The sequence below is a fragment of the Paraburkholderia sp. DHOC27 genome (assembly GCF_003429005.1).
GTDB lineage: Bacteria > Pseudomonadota > Gammaproteobacteria > Burkholderiales > Burkholderiaceae > Paraburkholderia.
Genome location: NZ_QVQV01000004.1, coordinates 57,061 through 75,622, shown reverse-complemented (window position 1 = coordinate 75,622; position 18,562 = coordinate 57,061). Strand labels below are relative to the sequence as shown.

Annotated in this window: 14 protein-coding genes and 1 riboswitch; of the genes, 3 read left to right on the top strand and 11 right to left on the bottom strand. The window is 63.2% G+C overall.

What is annotated here, in order from left to right; all coding sequences use genetic code 11:
- Window positions 1–53 precede the first annotated feature (53 nt).
- From D0B32_RS15880 to D0B32_RS15870, 3 genes are all read right to left on the bottom strand, one after another.
- On the bottom strand, window positions 54–2,009 hold the full coding sequence (locus D0B32_RS15880; protein WP_404935556.1) for a glycosyl transferase family 1: 1,956 nt from the start codon (window positions 2,007–2,009) through the stop codon (window positions 54–56).
- 218 nt (window positions 2,010–2,227) lie between these two features.
- Window positions 2,228–3,550 (bottom strand): DUF3443 domain-containing protein, encoded by a 1,323-nt coding sequence (locus D0B32_RS15875; RefSeq protein ID WP_117334950.1) that lies wholly within the window; start codon window positions 3,548–3,550, stop codon window positions 2,228–2,230.
- Window positions 3,551–3,560: 10 nt separating this feature from the next.
- Window positions 3,561–4,076, bottom strand: coding sequence for a DUF2844 domain-containing protein (locus D0B32_RS15870; RefSeq protein ID WP_117334949.1), 516 nt, complete (start codon window positions 4,074–4,076; stop codon window positions 3,561–3,563).
- A 458-nt stretch (window positions 4,077–4,534) separates the two neighbouring features.
- Here D0B32_RS15870 and bamC point away from each other — a divergent pair, with 458 nt between their 5' ends.
- Window positions 4,535–5,764 (top strand): outer membrane protein assembly factor BamC, encoded by a 1,230-nt coding sequence (bamC, locus tag D0B32_RS15865; protein ID WP_117334948.1) that lies wholly within the window; start codon window positions 4,535–4,537, stop codon window positions 5,762–5,764.
- Between the two features lie 180 nt (window positions 5,765–5,944).
- Window positions 5,945–6,082 (top strand): hypothetical protein, encoded by a 138-nt coding sequence (locus D0B32_RS32565; protein ID WP_181969824.1) that lies wholly within the window; start codon window positions 5,945–5,947, stop codon window positions 6,080–6,082.
- Between the two features lie 497 nt (window positions 6,083–6,579).
- On the opposite strand, the gene D0B32_RS15860 is transcribed toward D0B32_RS32565, so the two are convergent.
- The 6 genes from D0B32_RS15860 to D0B32_RS15840 form a co-directional block, all read right to left on the bottom strand.
- On the bottom strand, window positions 6,580–7,515 hold the full coding sequence (locus tag D0B32_RS15860; protein ID WP_117334947.1) for a DMT family transporter: 936 nt from the start codon (window positions 7,513–7,515) through the stop codon (window positions 6,580–6,582).
- A gap of 275 nt (window positions 7,516–7,790) precedes the next feature.
- Complete coding sequence (locus D0B32_RS15855; protein ID WP_117334946.1) at window positions 7,791–9,389, bottom strand: L-lactate permease; 1,599 nt, start codon at window positions 9,387–9,389, stop codon at window positions 7,791–7,793.
- A 585-nt stretch (window positions 9,390–9,974) separates the two neighbouring features.
- Window positions 9,975–10,490: a hypothetical protein gene (locus D0B32_RS15850; RefSeq protein ID WP_117334945.1), complete on the bottom strand. Its 516-nt coding sequence runs from the start codon at window positions 10,488–10,490 to the stop codon at window positions 9,975–9,977.
- A gap of 22 nt (window positions 10,491–10,512) precedes the next feature.
- Complete coding sequence (locus D0B32_RS32290; RefSeq protein WP_147329533.1) at window positions 10,513–10,785, bottom strand: hypothetical protein; 273 nt, start codon at window positions 10,783–10,785, stop codon at window positions 10,513–10,515.
- Window positions 10,786–11,384: 599 nt separating this feature from the next.
- Complete coding sequence (gene thiC / locus D0B32_RS15845) at window positions 11,385–13,316, bottom strand: phosphomethylpyrimidine synthase ThiC (RefSeq protein WP_117334944.1); 1,932 nt, start codon at window positions 13,314–13,316, stop codon at window positions 11,385–11,387.
- An 86-nt stretch (window positions 13,317–13,402) separates the two neighbouring features.
- Window positions 13,403–13,521, bottom strand: a riboswitch (TPP riboswitch).
- Window positions 13,522–13,733: 212 nt separating this feature from the next.
- Complete coding sequence (locus D0B32_RS15840) at window positions 13,734–14,144, bottom strand: GreA/GreB family elongation factor (protein WP_117334943.1); 411 nt, start codon at window positions 14,142–14,144, stop codon at window positions 13,734–13,736.
- An 823-nt stretch (window positions 14,145–14,967) separates the two neighbouring features.
- Here D0B32_RS15840 and D0B32_RS15835 point away from each other — a divergent pair.
- Window positions 14,968–15,906 (top strand): EamA family transporter, encoded by a 939-nt coding sequence (locus D0B32_RS15835; RefSeq protein ID WP_117334942.1) that lies wholly within the window; start codon window positions 14,968–14,970, stop codon window positions 15,904–15,906.
- A 130-nt stretch (window positions 15,907–16,036) separates the two neighbouring features.
- Here the strand turns inward: D0B32_RS15835 and D0B32_RS15830 are convergent, their stop codons facing one another.
- Together D0B32_RS15830 and D0B32_RS15825 are read right to left on the bottom strand one after the other, a co-directional pair.
- Entirely contained in the window at window positions 16,037–17,029 is a 993-nt protein-coding gene (locus tag D0B32_RS15830) for a sugar-binding protein (RefSeq protein ID WP_117334941.1), read from the bottom strand.
- Between the two features lie 491 nt (window positions 17,030–17,520).
- Window positions 17,521–18,546: an ABC transporter permease gene (locus tag D0B32_RS15825; RefSeq protein WP_259295023.1), complete on the bottom strand. Its 1,026-nt coding sequence runs from the start codon at window positions 18,544–18,546 to the stop codon at window positions 17,521–17,523.
- Window positions 18,547–18,562 lie beyond the last annotated feature (16 nt).

Here is an 18,562-nt window from a genome sequence, read left to right as displayed (position 1 = left end):
CCGCGGATGGGAAGCATCTGGGTCTGGTCCGCGTTAGCGTGAACGGTCTGCGCTCACGCGATGTGTTCGGCGCCTTGGGTGGTCCGATCCGTTCGATGCGCGTGAACCAGTTCGAGCACCCGCTCGCCGAACGCTTCCGGTCGTCCTTCGAAGAACCGTTCGACAGCCTTCGTTTCGATCAACTGCCGGCGCAGCGACTCGCGTTCCTTGCGCTGGGCAATCATGCGCAAGGCCGCTGCGATGTAATCTTCGACGGTCTCCGCTACGGTCCACGAGGGCATGCCGGCGCGAGCGAACAGCGCGCCGTCGATATGCTCGAACACCTCCGGGCCGCTCTTGCACACACCCGGCAAGCCGAGCGTAAAGGCATCGACGATGCCGTTCGTATTGCCGAACGGAAACGGACTGAGAAACAGGTCCGCGTCGTCGACGTGCGCCAGATAGTCGGCGTACTCGAGCAGGCCATGTACCTCCGCGCCCGGCACCGCGCGCTTGATGACATCGCGCATATGCTGAAGCGGCAGGCCCAATATCATCCCCGCCATAAACGCAAATTGCACCGGCACGTCGGCGCGTTCCTGAATTGCCCGGCACGCATCGAGAAATGCCGGGTTGACCTTCATCGCGCTCGCCGTGACGATGATCTTGATTACCTCACGCTGCTCCAGTTTGCGATGCGTGATCTCGGGCAACGCACGTGATGCGCGGTAGGGCTGGCCATCCTTGGGTAGCCGCAGCAGGCGTTCGCTGAAGCATGCCGGATCGCCGACGTAGTCTTCCTCGACGCTGAGGTAGTCGATCTTGTCGGAGTGAGTGGTCGCTGGGTGGCCCAGCGCCGCAATCTGCAAGGGTGCGAGCCGCAGATTCGACAGGAAGATGGTCTGCACGAACATGCCGACGCTTGGCATATACAGCACGTCGGGCCGTTCGGCCTCGGCGAAGTCGCGCAGGGTCTTCAGGGACTCGCCGACATAGTCGGGCTGTTCGAGCTCGATGAAGCGGTCGAAAATCGCCCGACCAGCATCGTCGATCGCGGAATTGAAGCCGAAGCCAACGACTTCGAAGTGTTCGCGTGCGGCTTCGATGGTGCGGGAGTGAGTGCGGTAGATGGAATGTGTGCCGCCGAACCATTCCAGCACGACCATCATCAGAGGCTTGCGGCCAGTTGACTGACGGCTGGCAGGAGATGCCTGCGCTAGCACGGTTCCCTTGGTCAGCGGCTGCGTCACGGCCGGCGTCAACGCACCCGGCGTGCCTTCCGGCAGCGGCCCATCCACCAGATCACGCCGCCCCAATTGGGCCAGCTTGCGCCGCACCAGCAGATTGATGTCCTGCTTGATGGCGTGGCGCTGCGGCGTGTCCGCGTAGCTGCAGAACATGTACGCGTGATGCAGCACGGCGCTGGGCAGGTCGTCCAGATCGTCGATCTGGCGCAGCTTGCCGGGCAGCCATTGCAGCAGCGCTTCACGTTTGCCGTGAGCGTCGGCCGAGCCCTGGAAAGTCGGCGCGAGCATCACCAGAGCCAGACGCGCCGCCGCGGTCTTGTCATGCGCCCACAACGCGGCGAGATTGACCTCCAGTTCCGATTCAGTGGAGTAAAGCAGAGTGAGTTTTTCAATGAAACGATCGCCGGGCAAGAATTGCGTGTCGGCACTGCCGCGCGGGTTCAGATTCCGGATCACGTGATCGGCGTTGCCGGTGGCGCTGGCCGCGAACAGCACACCCATCCATTGATGCAGCGTCAGCAGCACACGGTAGCAGGCGTCATCCGGCGTGAAACCGGGTTGCGAAAAGAGTGTGGCGATCGCGCTGGTCAGACGTGCGCAATACCGTTCGCGGCGCTGCGCGGGCGGCAACGCGCCGAGGTCCGAAGCCAGAAAATTCTCATCCAGTTCGCCGTAGTTGTGGGAGAGCAGTGCGAGCGCGCCGATGAGCCTGTAGGACGCAACGTGATGCTCTTGCCGGTAGACGAGTTGCTCGAACTCATCGAGCGAAAAGGTGAAGGCCATGATTCCGATTCTTGAAGATAGGCATGACTAACAATATTGGGATACCGTCAGTCCAGAATCGGATTATCGCCGGTGCGCTGTATCAAATTCGCGCACCGGCTGGATTTCGGATTTTTCCGCAGTCGAAGCGGAAAGTATGAAGTGATGCGTGGGGTAGTGAGGTCTGTTCGTAGGGAGTTGGGAAGCGCCGCGTGACAAGCGGTGTCTGCCTCGCCCCCTCAAAACGCGTAATACGGCCCGTTCCCCGCCGAGGTGAGGCGCGCTTCGATGGCGGTATAGACGCGCCGTCCATAGAAGAACGGTAGTCCCCAGCCGAAGCTGTTGCTGGCAATGCCGGCGAGATTATCGAACGCGTTGTTCGACGAGTCGAACAACGACGTCGCATTGCCCACCGAAAACGCCACCGCGACATCCGTGCCGTCCGCGCCGGCGATCGTCGCATTGGCGGCCTGGATCGCCGCCGGGCAATACCAGAGACCGCATTCCGGCATGCCGGCATTGGCGATGAACAGCGCGTTCGACCCGCTGTCCAGATAACTGAACGAATAGATCTGGCCGTTGCTCGTGGTACTGACGTACCCACTTTGCGGATTGGCGCGCAGCACGGTGGCGGCGCCCAGCACGTTATCGGCTTGTGTGCCGATGCCGAAGATCATCGACCCGGTGATCGTCGGCGCGCCCGCGTCAGGCACCGAGGGCAGATCAATGACGATGCCGTTGTTATCCAGTGGGAACGCGCTCACCGGGTTCGTGACCTGCTGGGCGAGCGGTTGCACGGTCGACGCACATGCGCCGCTTGCGTTGCAACCGTAGTACCAGCGCGGCAGGGCCGAGGTGGTGCAGCCGCTGCCGCAATCCGCCGCAAACAGCCCGACGCCGAGAATGCCGTTGCTGCGCAGCGCAGTGCTGGTCTGCATGGCGAGGCCCGTGCCGGTGCAGTCCGCGGGCACGTCTGGCGTAGCCGGATCGGCGATGACCTGAATCGGCAAGGCGGCGGCCACCTGGCCGGCCATCTTGATATCGGCGATGCGTACGGCACCCCATGTATAGCCGCCGCCGAACACCGCGCACTCGCCGGTCGTGCCGCTGCCCGAGGGCAGTGCTGCGAGCTGCAGGCTGGACGGTAGGGCCGAGGCGAGAATGCGCAAGCCTTGCGAGCCGGTGTCGACCTGGACGTTGTCGATGGTCGCGCAGTTGGATGTACCGGCGGCGCAAACCGTGACGCTCGTCGTCAGCATATTGCGCGTCAGGCCGGGGGCGCTCGCCACCTGGATGGGCTGCGTGTTGGGCGTGGTCGACTGCGGGACCGTCGAGACGTTGTTGGCCGCAGGGGCGGAAGCTGCCTGCGGAATGGACGAACCGGATGCGGTAGATGTACCGGATGCGGTAGATGTACCGGATGCGCCCGACGCGGCGCTTGCCGGCGCGGCAGCGCTGCTGCCGGCGCTACTTCCGCCTCCGCCGCCGCCTCCGCCGCAGCCCGAGAGCGCAACGCAGAGCAGGCCAGCCATCAAACCCAGCCGCGAGATGTGAATTGACATGGCGGCCTCCTTACTGCAACGCGTCGGGGGTGACGCCTGGCGGCAGGGCGGCGGGCAGCCACGCCCGTCCCACGTAGCTGCGCATCTGGCCGCCCGCTTCGACGACCACGTCGGAGCGGGTCACACGCGATTCGTGCAGACCGGCGCCGCCCAAGCCGACGGCGTCGTTGGCCGCGATCGCGCCGGCCCGCCATGAGGGTGCGTAGGCGCCGAGCAGCGCTGGCAGATCCGGCATGGTGGGCCCCTGCCACGTATAGGCGAAAATCTGGCCGCTGTTCGACGCGTATTCGTTGACGGTGGTGCCGCCCGCGTCGAGGCTGGTCCGTTTCAGCACGGCGCCGTTCAATAACGGCACGGGGTTGCCCGCGGACGTGCCGGGGGCAGCGCTTGCCGGGCTGCCCGGCATCGTGCCGCCGAGTTCCGCGTAGGCGGAGGCCGCGGGAAGTGCGACCAGTAGCGCGGTGCCTGACGCACTCGCGAGCGCGGTCCAAAGTGCGACGCGCTGACTGCGATGACGATTGATCATGATGCGTACCTCGGAATGGCTGGTTATTTTTTTAAGACGACCATTTCAAGATATCACCGGGGTTTGTCCGGGCTGCCGGGCAAGTCGCCGGAGCGAGGCCTGCAAAGACCCAGCAAGGTTCTGATCAAACGCAAAAACGGCCTGGAAAAACAATGAGATAGTTGCCGGTTCGCGGCGCGGGGCGAGGCCCCCAAGAAGGTTGCCAATTGTTAAATACGGGTCTTCAACGGTCCTCGGAAAAACATTTTTGGCATATCAAAACGGCGTGGCCGGAGCTGCCTTCAAACTCCCCGGACGGCGCTTGCACAGCGCGCCGCCGCGGCATCTCTTTTTCATGCAACTTCCGCCCGTCCGAATGGGCCGTAAACCGGCTTTTTGCACAGGCGCGTCCGGGATCGGTAAAATGACGGGTTGATCCACGGAAACTTGCCGTGGCGTAGCGGAAGGATTCCCCGAACATGACTGATCTTCGTCTTACCAAGCGGTATGCTGCATTGCTGATGGCGGGCGGGCTGGTCGCCGGCTGTGGTACCTCGTCGCCGACCCAGATTGACTACAAGAGCGATTCGAAATCGAAGCAAGTGTCACTGGCAGTCCCGCCAAACCTGATCGATGAGACGTCCGATCAGCGTTCGCTACCGCCTCAAAGCGGCGCAACCTCGTTGTCCACGCTCCAGCAAGTGCAGGCGAAGGCGCCCACTACCGATCTGAGCGTGCTGCCGCCCGTGAATGGCATGCATATCCAGCGTGACGGCTCGGAGAGCTGGCTCGTCATCGACAACAAGACGCCCGATCAGGCCTGGGCACAGATCCGCCGTTTCTGGCAGGAGCAGGGTTTCCTGCTGGTGGTCGACCAGCGCGACAAGGGCGTGATGGAGACCGACTGGAACGAGACGCACGCCTCGATCAACGACGGCCTGATCCGCGACACGCTGTCCAAGGCAATGGGCAACTCGTACGTGGCATCGGAGCGCAACAAGTACCGCACCCGCCTCGAAGCAGCGCCGAATGGCGGCACGTACGTGTTCATCAGCCAGAAGGGCATGCAGGAAGCCCTGTCCGGCGCCAACAACGACACTACCACGTGGAAACCGAAGCCTAATGACCCGGGCCTCGAAACCGAATACCTGAAGCGCCTGATGGCCTCGCTGGCAGCGTCGGATACGCGTACCGCGGGCGATACCTCGGGTGCGCCGCTGTCGCCGGCTGGTGCGCAGGCCGCGCCGGCTGCCGCTACTGCCGGTGCCAACACCGCCGCAGCCAAGACGGCCGCCGAAAACGTCGCGATGTCCGTTCAATCGCCGACGCCGGATCAGACCGACGTCCAGAACACCTCGGGCCAGTTCACGGCCAACGAACTCACGCTCAGCGAGCCATATGATCGCGCGTGGGTGCGGGTGGGCATCGCGCTGGATCGCAGCAACTTCACGGTGGCGAGCCGCGACCGTACGCGCGGGCTGTACACCGTCAGCTACGTGGATCCGAAAGACATGAGCTCCGCCGAGCAGGGTTTCTGGAGCCAGGTGTTCCACGGCAAGACCGAGAAGGTCGCGAAGCCGTATCTGCTGAACGTACGCGCGGTTACGCCGGATCAGACGCGCGTGGCCGTGGTCGACGACAAGGGCAATATCGACACCTCGCGTCCGGCCAAGGAAATCATGGGGCTGGTGGTCGATCAATTGCGCTGATCGGGTTGCTGCCGCTGTAAAGAAAGCTGTAGAAAAAACGCGCCTGAGTCGCTCTCAGGCGCGTTTTTTTATGCGCGCGCCGCGTGGCGACGGCCTTTGCCGGCCCACCGCCAGCTTTCGCGCATGCGCGCACGGAGTTTGCTTGACCGGTCGAATCAACCACACGATTGGAGACCGGCCATGTTCGACGTCATTCCCTACTGGATGTGGGCCGCGAGCCTCGTCGTGCTCGCAATTCTCTGCGGCGCAGCGCTTTCCGTGCACGACTCGTCGCGTGTCACGCGCGCCGAACCGCGTGTGAAATGGCGGGTTCGGTGAGGGCGATGTCACCCTCCCGCGCAAGGCCGCGTAACGTGACGTTACGGCGTAACGAGCAGCGAAACACGCCGCCGCGCATCAGATTGAAAAATAAAATATCGACGAATCAATGATTTAGCGAGCGGCGTGTCGATTGTCATAGCTTGGCACGCAAGCTGCTTATAAGTAATCAAGGGGACGGATGCAGGCATTGCTGCGAAGAGTAGTCAGACCGCAGCAGGCAGCCGCAAGTGGCAACCGCCAGAGGTAACGGCGAGCGCCGCTGTATCCGACTCACATCAGTCAGCAATGGCGCCGGTCGAACAACCGGCGTGACCTAACTCGGCCTGCGCGTTTCGCGCGGCCCCGGTGGCCCCGTCGCCTATCCTCGTAGGGCGACGGTTTCGCCCGCGCTCCCCATCGGAGCGCGGGCTATTTTTTTTCTGAAGCCAGTTCAGCTCACTGCAGGTCATTGATGGCGACGCGCTGTCATGGCGGCGGTCGAGCCGCGCCGGCATTCAGGTATCCGCGTGCGAATGCTTGCGCGTCCCCATCCACGGCAGCCGCTTGATCACCCCCGTGGCGAGCGCCGTGCCGATCAGGATCACCGCGCAGCCTTCGAGCATACCGGCGGACACGGATTCGTGGAGAAACAGCGCGCCCCACAAAATACCGAAGATCGGCAGGATGAACGTCACGGTGATGGCGCGCGCAGGACCGGCAACCGCGATCAGATGGAAATACAGCATGTAGGCCACGCCCGTACAAATGATGCCGAGCGCGAGCACGGCGCTCCATGCATGCAGTGACACGGTCGTCGACGGCCAGTAGATCACGGCAAGCGGCAAGAGGACGATGGTCGCGCCGATCATGCTGCCGGCTGCGACCGTGAGCGCGTCGACGCCGGTGAGATAGCGCTTCGTATAGTTGGCGGCGATACCATACAGCAGCGTCATGCCGAGAGCGGCCCCCGCGGCGAGCGTCGTGCCCATGACCGTTGCGCCGCTGGCGGTGGGTGCCGCGATCTGGTCCCAGACCAGCAGCAACACGCCAATGAAACCCACCACGAGCCCAAGCGTACGCAGCGCCGTCAAGCGATCCTTCAGCCACAGGAAGGCGACCAGCGCACCCCACAGCGGCGCGGTCGCATTGATTACGGACGAGACGCCCGCCGGCAGCGTCAACTCGGCGTACGCGAGCAGGCAGAACGGCGCCGCCGAGTTGAGGATGCCCACCATCAGCAGCGGCAGGGCTCGCGTGCGCAGGATCGTCGCCGACTGGCGCAGCGGACGCCGCGCGAGCAGCACGATGACGAGAAACAGTGCGCCGATGCCGACCCGCAGTGCCATCAGCGGCGCGACGCCAAACTCGGCGACACCGATGCGAATGAACAGGAACGACGCGCCCCACAGGGCGGCGAGAATCACGAGTTGGATGAGATTTCTGGAAGTCATGGAAGGCGCGTCCCGCGCGGTTGAGTCGGGACGTGCAAGGATGGTAGCAGCGCAGCTTCGCGAAATGGTTCAGGCTGGAATGAAACAGCAAGGTCACCTTGCCGGCCCGTCTGAATGCCCTACAGCGTAGACGTAGCGCGCGGTGGCGTAAAACGAGCAATTCTCACGGCGATGTGAGAAAAAGTAACGTGCTGACACGCTGAAAAGGAAACCGGGCCGTAAAACGAGAAGGGCGCGCCAGCGGCGCGCCCTTCTCGTCAATCAGGCATACGCACTCAATGCGGAATCATGCCCTGCAGATAGTTCTGCTGCAGCCACACGAGGATGCCGAGCACGACCGTCAGGATCAACGAGTGCTTGAAGGTCTTGGCGAACACCACGCCTTCCTTGCCCTTGAGTTCGGTGGTCGCGACGCCGGTCGAGATGTTCTGCGGTGAAATCATCTTGCCCATCACGCCGCCGGACGAATTGGTCGCGGCCATCAGCACCGGGTTCAGGTTGAGCTGATTGGCGGCCACCACCTGCAGGTTGCCGAACAGCGCGTTACCCGAGGTATCGCTGCCGGACAGGAACACCGCGATCCAGCCGAGGAACGCCGACACGAGCGGGAAAAACGCGCCCACCGACGCAACCCCCAGGCCGAGCGTGTAGGTGAGCCCCGAATAGTTCATCAGATACGCGAGCCCGACGATGGTCGCCACCGTCAAGATGGCGATGCGCGTCTGCACCCAGGTATCGATGATCGCGCAACCAAATTCGCGCAGCGAAATGCGCACCAGAAACGCGGTGATGATCGCCGCGACCAGAATCGCCGTGCCGGTGGCAAGCGGCTGGAAGTCCCAGATGGCGCCGTACGGCGTTTTGTACAGCGTGATGTAGACAGCCTTGTCGAGACCCGGCCACGGCACCTTGACGTCGCCGATCGTGAACACCTTGGCGATGGTCCAGACGATCACGACCACCGAGACGATGATCCACGGGTACCAGCCCTGCGCGCCGCCAATCTTGCCGCGGACCTCGTTGACGCGATCCACGTTGACCGCGAAGCGCGGATCGGCAGCGGGCTTCCAGATCTTCAGGAACGACACCGTGACGATCAGCGAAACGAGCGAGGAGAGCACGTCGGTGAGGCTGTAGTTCACGTAGTTCGAGGCGACGAACTGCGTAATGGCGAAGCTGCCGCCCGCCACCAGCAGCACCGGCCAGATGCGCAGCATGTTGCGAAAGCCCGCGTACACGGCGATTACGTAGAAAGGCAGCAGGAAAGCGAAGAACGGCAGTTGACGGCCGACCATCTTGGCGAGACTGTCCGCCGGCAGATGGGTGACCGCGGCCAGCACGGTGATCGGCACACCGAGCGCGCCGAAGGCGACCGGCGCGGTATCGAAGATGAGCGTGAAGGTGAGCGCTTCGAGCGTCGGAAAGCCGAGCATGATGAGCAGCGAACTGGTGATGGCGACCGGCGTGCCGAAGCCCGAGATGCCTTCGAGCAGCGCGCCGAACGAGAAGCCGATCACCACCAGCACGATGCGCCGGTCGTTCGGCAGATTGTCGATCATCCACATGCGAAAGGCGGCGAAGCGGCCCGAACGCTGTGCGATGTTGTAAAGCAGGATCGCGGTGACGACGATCCACATGATCGGCCAGCAGGCGAACACCGCGCCCGCGATCACCGAATTGATGGCGAGCCCGGCCGGAAACTGCCAGCCGAAGATGGCCACGAGCAACCCCACCACGAGCCCGGCGAGACTGGCCTGCCATGCAGGGCGCCGCGCCAGGCCGAGCAGCACCAGCACCGTGAGGATGGGCAGCGCGGCGACGAGGAAGGATGGCAAGAGCGAATTGCCGATGGGGGTCAACAGTTGGTGAAACATCACGTCTCCTTCATTGTTGTTCGAATCGGCGCGCAGACTGCGAGGCAGACGACGCGTCGGGCGTAGCAGGACGGATGGCGGCAGCGCTGCTGGTCCAACAGCGCGGGCTCGCTAATTAAACAGGTAATGTATGCGGCAGCTCCCAGCATAGGACGCGCGCTGGCGCAGTCAAGACGGGGAAACTACGGGCGAGAGGCTGCGGAGAGCCTGTTCGGCGCTCCGCTGGCGTATGGGAGACAGCGCGATGGCGTGCAGGTAGCCGGGAGATGACAACAAGGTGACGCCGGTATGGCGTCGCGGTCAGGTGGGAGAGCTGGATGCGGCGGGGAGCGGGCCAGGAGCTACGGGTGCGCATGAGGACGCGCGCGCGGCAAGCTGGAAACGAGGCAGGTGATTCGGGCGGATCTGAGCCGCTTCAAGCTGCCAGCGCGAAGACGTGCGGCTGATGCAGGCGCCTCGTCCAGGCGGCCTGAGCTTCAGAAGAGATTCACGTTATCGCAACTTGGGGATAGACCAGGATGGTACGCGCGGGGTGATTTCAGTTACGCGCCGCGACTGCGCCGATGCGACGCGTCGCGGGGCCGATCAATGCCAGTGTCCACCGCCGCCACCGTGCCATCCACCGCCGCCGTGCCAGCCGCCACCCCAGCAGCAGCCACCGCCCCAGTATCCACCGAAGCCGATGGACACCGATGGGCCCCAGTAGGCAGGGTAGCCGCCATAGCCGTATCCATAGTAGGGCGGGTAGGCGTACGGATAGTACGCGGGGTAGGCCGGCGCGGGCGCGGGCACATAGACTTGCTGCGTGGAATATGAGGCCGAGGGCGCAGCGACCTGAGCGTTCATGGACGGCACCGTGTACGAGCCTGACGTCGTGACCGACGGCGGAGGTGGCGCGGGGATGGGGTTGTGCTGATCGAGAGCGGGAGCGGGCTCGCCGCTTGCTGTAACGGGCACCGCGGACTGGGCGGATGCCGTCGGCACGGTAGCGTAATAGCCGCCGGCGCCGTAGGGGTAGTATCCGTAGGGGTAGTAACAGCCAGACAGGGCGAGCGCGGCAGCGGCGCTGGCAAAGCGGGTGATGGCCGAAAGGGGACTCATGGCAGGCTCCTCGATGATCTGCTTAGCTTACGCTGGAGTGGTGGGTTGCAGGTTGCAAAGTGGTTACCGTGTATTTCTTGATTTTTTTTGCCTGCGGCGCGCTGGGGTTGTTTTGGTTTTTGGCTTTTTCTTCTTTTGTTTTTGGCCTTTCCTTGCTTTCTCTTTGGCCTTTCCTTGCATTCTTTTTGGCCTTTCCTTGATTTCTTATTGGTCTATTTGCGTTGCCCCTGTGCGGGGCGGCACCTACTTTTCTTTGCCTGCCGCAAAGAAAAGTAGGCAAAAGAAAGCGGCTCACACCGCCAGCTTGTAGGTGTCTCCCTCGCCGCTCCCGCGGCGTTGGTCCGAGACGAGACGTGCTCTCGCACCTTCCCCGTTCGTGACAAGGCAATCATCCATCCCACTCCGCACTGCGTGCGTCGCGGACCGGCTTGCATTGGAAAGCGGAGGCGCTAAGGTCCGTCTCGTGTATTCTCACCAATATAATTCGTAATCCGAACGAAGTGGCGCGAGGGTTCAGAGACTTCTGCGTGTTGCAGGCGCCGTGCAGACCCCGGCGCGGCAAGTGGTTATGCCCAACGGCGGGGCGCGAAGCGCAACGCTGGAGCGGATGACGGCTTGGTCACAAAGGGAGGAAATGCGAGGGCTGATCTCGTCTCGGACCAATGCCGCGAACGTGGCGAGGTGGACACCTACTGGCTGGCGGTGTGAGCCCGCTTTCTTTTGCCTACTTTTCTTTGCGGCGGCAAAGAAAAGTAGGTGCTGCCCCGCACAGGGGCAACACAAATAGACCAATAACAAATCAAGGAAAGGCCAAAAAACAATGCAAGAAAAGGCCAAATCACCAACGAGCGCCGCAGGCAAAAAACCCCCACAGCGCCACGCCGCAAAAAACCTTTATTGCCGTTGATAAATCTCCGCCCCCTTCTTCATAAACTCAATCGACTTCACCTCCATCCCCTTCTTCAGCGCCTCGTCATCCGACACTCCCTGCTGCGCAGCAAACTCCCTCACATCCTGGGTAATCTTCATCGAGCAGAAATGCGGCCCGCACATCGAGCAAAAATGCGCAACCTTCGCCGAATCCTTCGGCAACGTCTCATCATGGAACTCACGCGCCTTGTCCGGATCCAGCCCAAGATTGAACTGATCCTCCCAACGGAATTCAAAGCGTGCCTTCGACAACGCATTGTCCCGCACCTGCGCCCCCGGGTGCCCTTTCGCCAGATCGGCGGCATGCGCGGCCAGCTTGTACGTGATGATCCCTGTCTTCACGTCGTCCTTGTTCGGCAAACCTAAGTGTTCCTTCGGCGTCACATAGCACAGCATCGCCGTGCCGAACCAGCCGATCATCGCCGCCCCAATCCCCGAAGTGATGTGGTCGTAGCCCGGCGCAATATCCGTGGTCAACGGTCCCAGCGTGTAGAACGGCGCTTCGTCGCACCACTCCAGTTGCAGGTCCATGTTTTCCTTGATCAGTTGCATCGGCACGTGACCCGGTCCTTCGATCATCGTCTGCACGTCGTGCTTCCACGCAATCTGCGTCAACTCGCCAAGCGTCTTCAGTTCGCCGAGTTGTGCTTCGTCGTTCGCGTCGTAGATCGAGCCCGGACGCAGGCCATCGCCGAGCGAAAACGCCACGTCGTAGGCCTTCATGATTTCGCAGATGTCCTCGAAGTGCTCGTACAGAAAGCTTTCCTTGTGATGCGCGAGGCACCACTTCGCCATGATCGAGCCGCCGCGCGAGACGATGCCCGTCATACGCTTTGCCGTCAGCGGCACGTATTGCAAACGCACGCCCGCGTGAATCGTGAAGTAATCCACGCCTTGTTCGGCCTGCTCGATCAGCGTATCGCGGAAGATTTCCCACGTCAGGTCCTCGGCCTTGCCGTTCACCTTTTCCAGCGCCTGGTAAATCGGCACCGTGCCGATCGGCACCGGCGAATTGCGGATGATCCACTCGCGCGTTTCGTGGATGTGCTTGCCGGTCGAGAGATCCATCACCGTGTCGCCGCCCCAGCGGATCGCCCACGTCATCTTGTCGACTTCCTCGCCAATCGACGACGTCACCGCCGAGTTGCCGATATTCGCGTTCACCTTCACGAGGAAGTTACGCCCGATGATCATCGGCTCGCTTTCCGGGTGATTGATGTTGTTCGGGATGATCGCGCGGCCGCGCGCCACTTCTTCGCGCACGAATTCAGCCGTGATCGCCGTCAGGCCATTCGGACCGAACGCACTTGCGCCGAACGCCTGCCCCGGATGCTGGCGGCCCATCATCGCGGCGAGCTTTTCGCCATTCGGGCCGCTCGTCTTGAGCGACTCCAGGTACGCAGCGCGCTGCTGGTTCTCGCGGATCGCGATGTATTCCATCTCCGGCGTGATAATGCCGCGCTTAGCGTAGTGCATCTGCGAAACGTTGGCGCCCGCTTTCGCGCGGCGCGGCGTGCGGTGTAGGCCCTGAAAACGCAGGTCCGCGGTCGCTGCGTCGGCGGCGCGTTCGCGGCCGTATTCGCTCGTCAGACCGCTCAACGCTTCCGTGTCGCCGCGCTCTTCGATCCAGCGTTGACGCAGCGCCGGCAGACCCGCGCGAATATCGATGTGCGCATCAGGATCGGAGTAGGGCCCCGACGTATCGTAGACAAACACGGGCGGATTCTTTTCGCCGCCGAAACTGTCCGGCGTATCCGACTGGGTGATCTCGCGCATCGGCACGCGAATGTCCGGGCGTGAGCCCGTCACGTAGATCTTGCGGGAATTCGGCAGAGGGGCGACGGCGGCAGCATCGACGTGAGCGTCCGCGGAAATAAACTTCGGATTGGCGTTCATGCATTTCTCCTGATGTGGGGCGGCTAAGCAGGAGACGAGATGGAAGTTGTCGGAATTCGCCGGAGGATGTGGCGATGGTGCTGCTGTGGTGAATTCCGTACGCTTCCCTGCGCTGGCATTATCCAGATCAGGTTCAAAGGGTATTTCTCACCCACGCAGCACAGACCTCCAACCCCTGTGCGACGCAGGACCCCCGCGTTAGCAGCGCACACAATACACCGCCCGCGCGCTGCTTTGCAACCGGTCTTAAAAACGACGCTGCCGGTTTATGGGTCGGCTTACGGCCGGGAACGCATGTCCCGAAAAGGCCTGTGCGGGATGTTGCGACGCAGCATGTAAGCTGCGTGATGGCGCTTATGCGTCGCTTATGTGTCGCTCATGCTGTGCTAGATGCGAAGCGTTGCAGCGCGCGGATTTTTATAACGTGAAGTCGTCGGCGGCTTCCGGTTGAAACAGGATCTGCTCGATTTTCAGGGTCTGCTGCGCGCCGCTCGGCGGCACGAACCGAATCTTCTCGCCGCGTTTCGCGCCGAGCAGCGCGAGACCCGCCGGCGAAAATACGTTGAGGCGGCCGCTGGCGAAATCCGCATTCGGCGGATACACGACGGTCCACGTCACGTGTTCGCCGCTGGCTTCATCGGCAAGCGTGGCGCGCGAATTCATCGTCACGACGTCTGCCGGGATGTCATGCGCATCCACGATCACCGCGCGCAGCAACAGATCGTCCAGCATGTCCTGGAAGCGTGCATCGGTGCCGCGCATGGCGACGTGTTTTTCCAGACGGGCGACGTCGAGTTCGGTGAGGTAACAGGTTTTGGTCTTCTTCATGACGGTTCTCCATTTCGATCTGCATGACAGGAACAGCGTGCGGATGAGATCGGCCCGGAGCCCGCCTGACGCGGCCCCGGCATGGAGGTTCGTTCAGTGCGGACGCCGGGCGGCGGAAAGCGGGTGCGGATAGTGGCCAGCGTGCTGGCCGATCCGTTTGCACGATGCCCACGCGCGTGTACACGCCGCCGCGCCATGCAGGCGCGGACGATTCGGTGTACGGGACAGAGCGTGATGCATGGCGTGTCGGAGGATGACCTGGAAAGCAGTGAGAAGGAGGGAACGATGAGATGCGACGACAGGCGCAACGAAGCGCACAGTCCATGTTAGCACGCTCACGCCCGGGCAATTTTTCGCTTCAGTTCTGACGATGGCACGAGATCAGGTGGCGACGAATCGAGAAGTGGAGCGGGGGAGGCAAGCGGGGGATGCAAGCGGGGGACACAAGCGCGAGAGTCAAGCGCAGTCATCCATTCAGGACTCCACGACAAGTTCGTTCAAGTTGTGCGTTACTGGAAAATGCCGGACTTGTTTCGTCCAGGCGATCGCGCGTACACACGGCTTCGCCGTACCCGCGGCACGCGCTGCGTCGACTGTGGTTTTTGACCACAGAATTTACGATTCTTTCATAGAAGCCCCGCACTGTTCCTGCATAATGCTGCGTTGCACACCGCCCGAATTTGCCGTTCCCGTTCTTCTGCCTGTTCTACCGCCATGTCTTCCAGCCTTACCCTCCTGACCGCGTCCGTGACGCGGTGTCCGCCCTCCGGCCTTCCGGTCATCTGCCGGGCAACGCCGCGACCGGACCGGGCGGGCTGAGTCGATGGCGCTGCCGTTCCTCTCCCGCCTGTCGCTGCGTCTTCCGTCGCGTCTTCCGCTGCGTTTGCCCCAATCCCGCAACGGCCGCATTGCGCTCGCGCTGGCCGTGGTCTACCTGGTCTGGGGCTCGACCTACCTCGCCGTGCACGTCGCGCTCGGCAGCTTTCCGCCGCTGCTGATGTCGGGCATGCGCAACCTGTTCGCGGGGATCGGTTTGTTCGTCTTCGCGATCCGGCGCGATCCGGTGCGGCCCAGCATGACGGAAATCCGCAACGCGGGCCTGGTCGGCACGATGCTGGTGGGGCTGTCGAGCGGCATGCTGGCCTACGGCATGCGTACGGTGGGCACCGGGACGGCGGCCGTGATGGTCGCCACCGTGCCGCTGTTCGCGACGGTCATCGCCGCCGTGGCCGGGCGCAAGATCGGGCGAGGGGAGTGGTTCGCCGTGGGCCTCGGCCTCATCGGCATCGCCATCCTGAGTCATGGCAGCGACGCGGCGGGATCGGCGGGCGGCAGTCTGGCCATTCTGTGCGGCGCGCTGTTCTGGGCCGGCGGCGCCCATCTGGCCGGGCGTCTGGCTTTGCCATCCGACCTGTTTCTTTCCACCGCGCTGCAGATCGGCCTGGGCGGCGCCATGTCGACGCTGGTCGCACTGGCCTCTGGCGAGCGCATGCTGGACCTGCACTTTGCGCCGCTGCTGGCGTTCATCTACCTGGTGTTCGTGGGCACGATGGCGGCTTATGTCGCTTATGGCTATCTGATCCGGCACACCAGTCCGATCATCGCCAGCAGTTGCATGTACGTCAATCCGGTGGTGGCGGTGGCGCTCGGTTCGCTGCTACTGGGCGAGCCCGTGACGCACGCCACGGTGATCGCAACCGTGGTCATCCTGGCGAGTGTGGGGCTGTCGTTCTGGTTCGATCGCCGACGCGTGGCGGCTTGAACGTGTGAATGGCGCCGCACGAGCGCAACGCAAACGCCATCGCAGCCGCGACGTAGCGCGGCGAGAGCCAGCGGGGTCAAGACCCTGCCGCCGCTCCCGCCGCCAACCGCTCAACGCACGCCGCTGTCCGTCAATGCTTCAGACAGGTATCGGCGTTCTTCCAGGTGCAGGTGTCGAGGCCGGTATGGATGACCGGCTTCACCGTCTTGCCTTCCGCCAGATCGCGCATCACCATCGCGGCCTGATAGCCCATTTCCTCCGGACGCTGGCCGACCAGTACGTTCACTTTGTGATCCTTCAGCGCCTGCAGCTCGGGTCCGAGCGTATCGGCTGACACGATCACGAACTTGCCGCTGTTGATCTTGTCCATGATCGGCGCGACCACCTGCGAATACGCCTGCGGCGCGAACAGCGGCCAGCCGCCTTCGAGCACGAAGGCATCGAGCCCGGTGGCGTTGGCGGTCAGCGTGTCCTGCATCATCTGATTCGCTTTGGCCGCGTCGTCGTTCACGTACAGCGGACACGCGCTGATTTCCTTCCAGCCGTTTTCACCATTGAGCTTCTCGGTGCCCTTCTTGCCGGCGAGCGTATCGCGGGTTCCGGCGGCGCGCTGGTTGATGTTCTCGGCTGCCGGATTGCCCATCACGAGGCAGATATTGCCGCCCTTCGGCATGAGCGACTTCAGCTGCTCACCGAGCTTGACGCCCAGTTCGTAGTTGTCCGTGCCCACATAGCTCTTGCGCAGCGACGCGTCCTTTGGCAGCAGGTCGGCGTCTGCGGTGATGACCGGAATCTGGACGTTGCGGCGGCGCAGTTCTTCCGCCACGGCCGGCGCGTTGGCCGGCGAGACCGCAATGCCGGCCACGCCCTTGGTCAACAGGTCGTCGATGATCTGCACTTCGGCGCTTTCGTCCGCCGCTGTGGCAGGGCCGGTGTAGTAGCAGGTGTAGCCCTGCTTGTTGAGCTCCTTGTTGGCCCGATCGCAGCCCTGATGCATCAGGTCGAAGTAGGGGTTGTCGAGCCCCTTCACGACCAGCGCCAGGGTCTTATCGGCTGCGAAGGCGGAAGAGCCGAAAACGGCGAGCCCTCCGGCTGCAGCAAGACACATCCACATTTTCTTCATTGTCGCCTCCTGTGTCGACCGCAGTGAGCGCGGGAGCGCCAGATGCGGTCCGTGCAAGGTGCGGCGCCGGCCACGCGGTGCCCTGTCTGCTCGCACGATTGTCGTGATAACCCCAAGTGAAGCCCGTCGGGCCCCAGCCCTGTGCCTTCCTGCGGAACCTCGCGCCTGCTCGTGAAGCCTTGCGTCCGGCCGTTCCGCGCCGTTCCGGCCGCCTTCGCGCGCACCGTCCACGAGATGGCCGGTGCGCCTGAAGCCTGTTGTTGCGATTGCCCGTCTGCCTGCTGTCCAGCCGCTCCTTTGCACGCTGAATCGTCCGCACTTGCATACGCCGAACACCCGCTGAACTACCCGCTATTCACCTGCTATGTCACTCGCTGCGTCACGCGGTGAGTCACGCGCTATCCACCCGGCCAACCACCAGCTTTCTCACCCGCCGAACCACCCGCTCCCTGCTCCGGTCGACTCCCGTTTGACTTCCGTCTTTCACCCACTCAATCCGTCGACCGCTCACCGCCGAGCCGGTTGAACAGCACGGCAACGATAATGAAGGCGCCCACCACCGTCCCTTGCCAGAACGAATCCACGCCGAGCAGGATCAGGCTGTTGCGGATCACTTCGATGAGCGCCGCGCCCACCACGGTACCGAACGCGCTGCCCACGCCGCCCATCAGGTTGGTGCCGCCAATCACCGTGGCGGCGATCACGCGCAATTCGTCGCCGGTGCCGAGGCCTGTGGTCACCGCGCCGAGCCAGCCGACTTCGAGGATCGCGGCGACGCCCGCCATCAGGCCGGCCAGCACGTAGACCGAGCAGACGATGCGGCGCACCGGTACGCCGGTGAGATTTGCCGCATGCCGGTTGCCGCCCACCGCGAACACGTAGCGGCCCCAGCGCGTCAATGCGAAGGCGAACCAGAACAGCACGGCGAGCACCAGCAGGAACCACACGGGATTGGCAAGCCCGAGCGTCTTGCCGCCGCCCAGCGCGAGCAGCTTGCTGCCGTCGGGACCGAAATCGAAGATGGTCCGGCTGCCCGAGAACACCAGCGCGAGGCTGCGGCCCACGCTCAGCATGCCGAGCGTGACGACGAACGGCTGCATGTCGAGATACGCGATCAGCAGGCCGTTCACCAGACCGACGATGCCGGCGGTCAACAGCCCCATGCCGATGCCGGCCCAGATCGGATAGCCGGCGTTCATCACGACGGAGAGCACGATGCCGGACAGGCCGATTGTCGAGCCCACCGAAATATCGATGCCGCCCGTCACGATCACGGCCATCATGCCGAGCGCGACGATGGCGACGAACGCAAAATTACGCGTGACGTTGAAGAGGTTCTGCGGCGTCGCGAAGGTGGAGGTGACGAACGAGAGCACGACACAGGCAACGATCGTGGCGGCCACCACCCAGAACACCTGGCTTGCGAGCAGACCCGACCAGCGGGTGTGGGTGCGCGCGGCTTGCGGGTTATCAAGCAGCGCCGACATGGGCGTGGGCCCTTCCTGCGGATCGTTCAATTCGGGACTCCCTTGC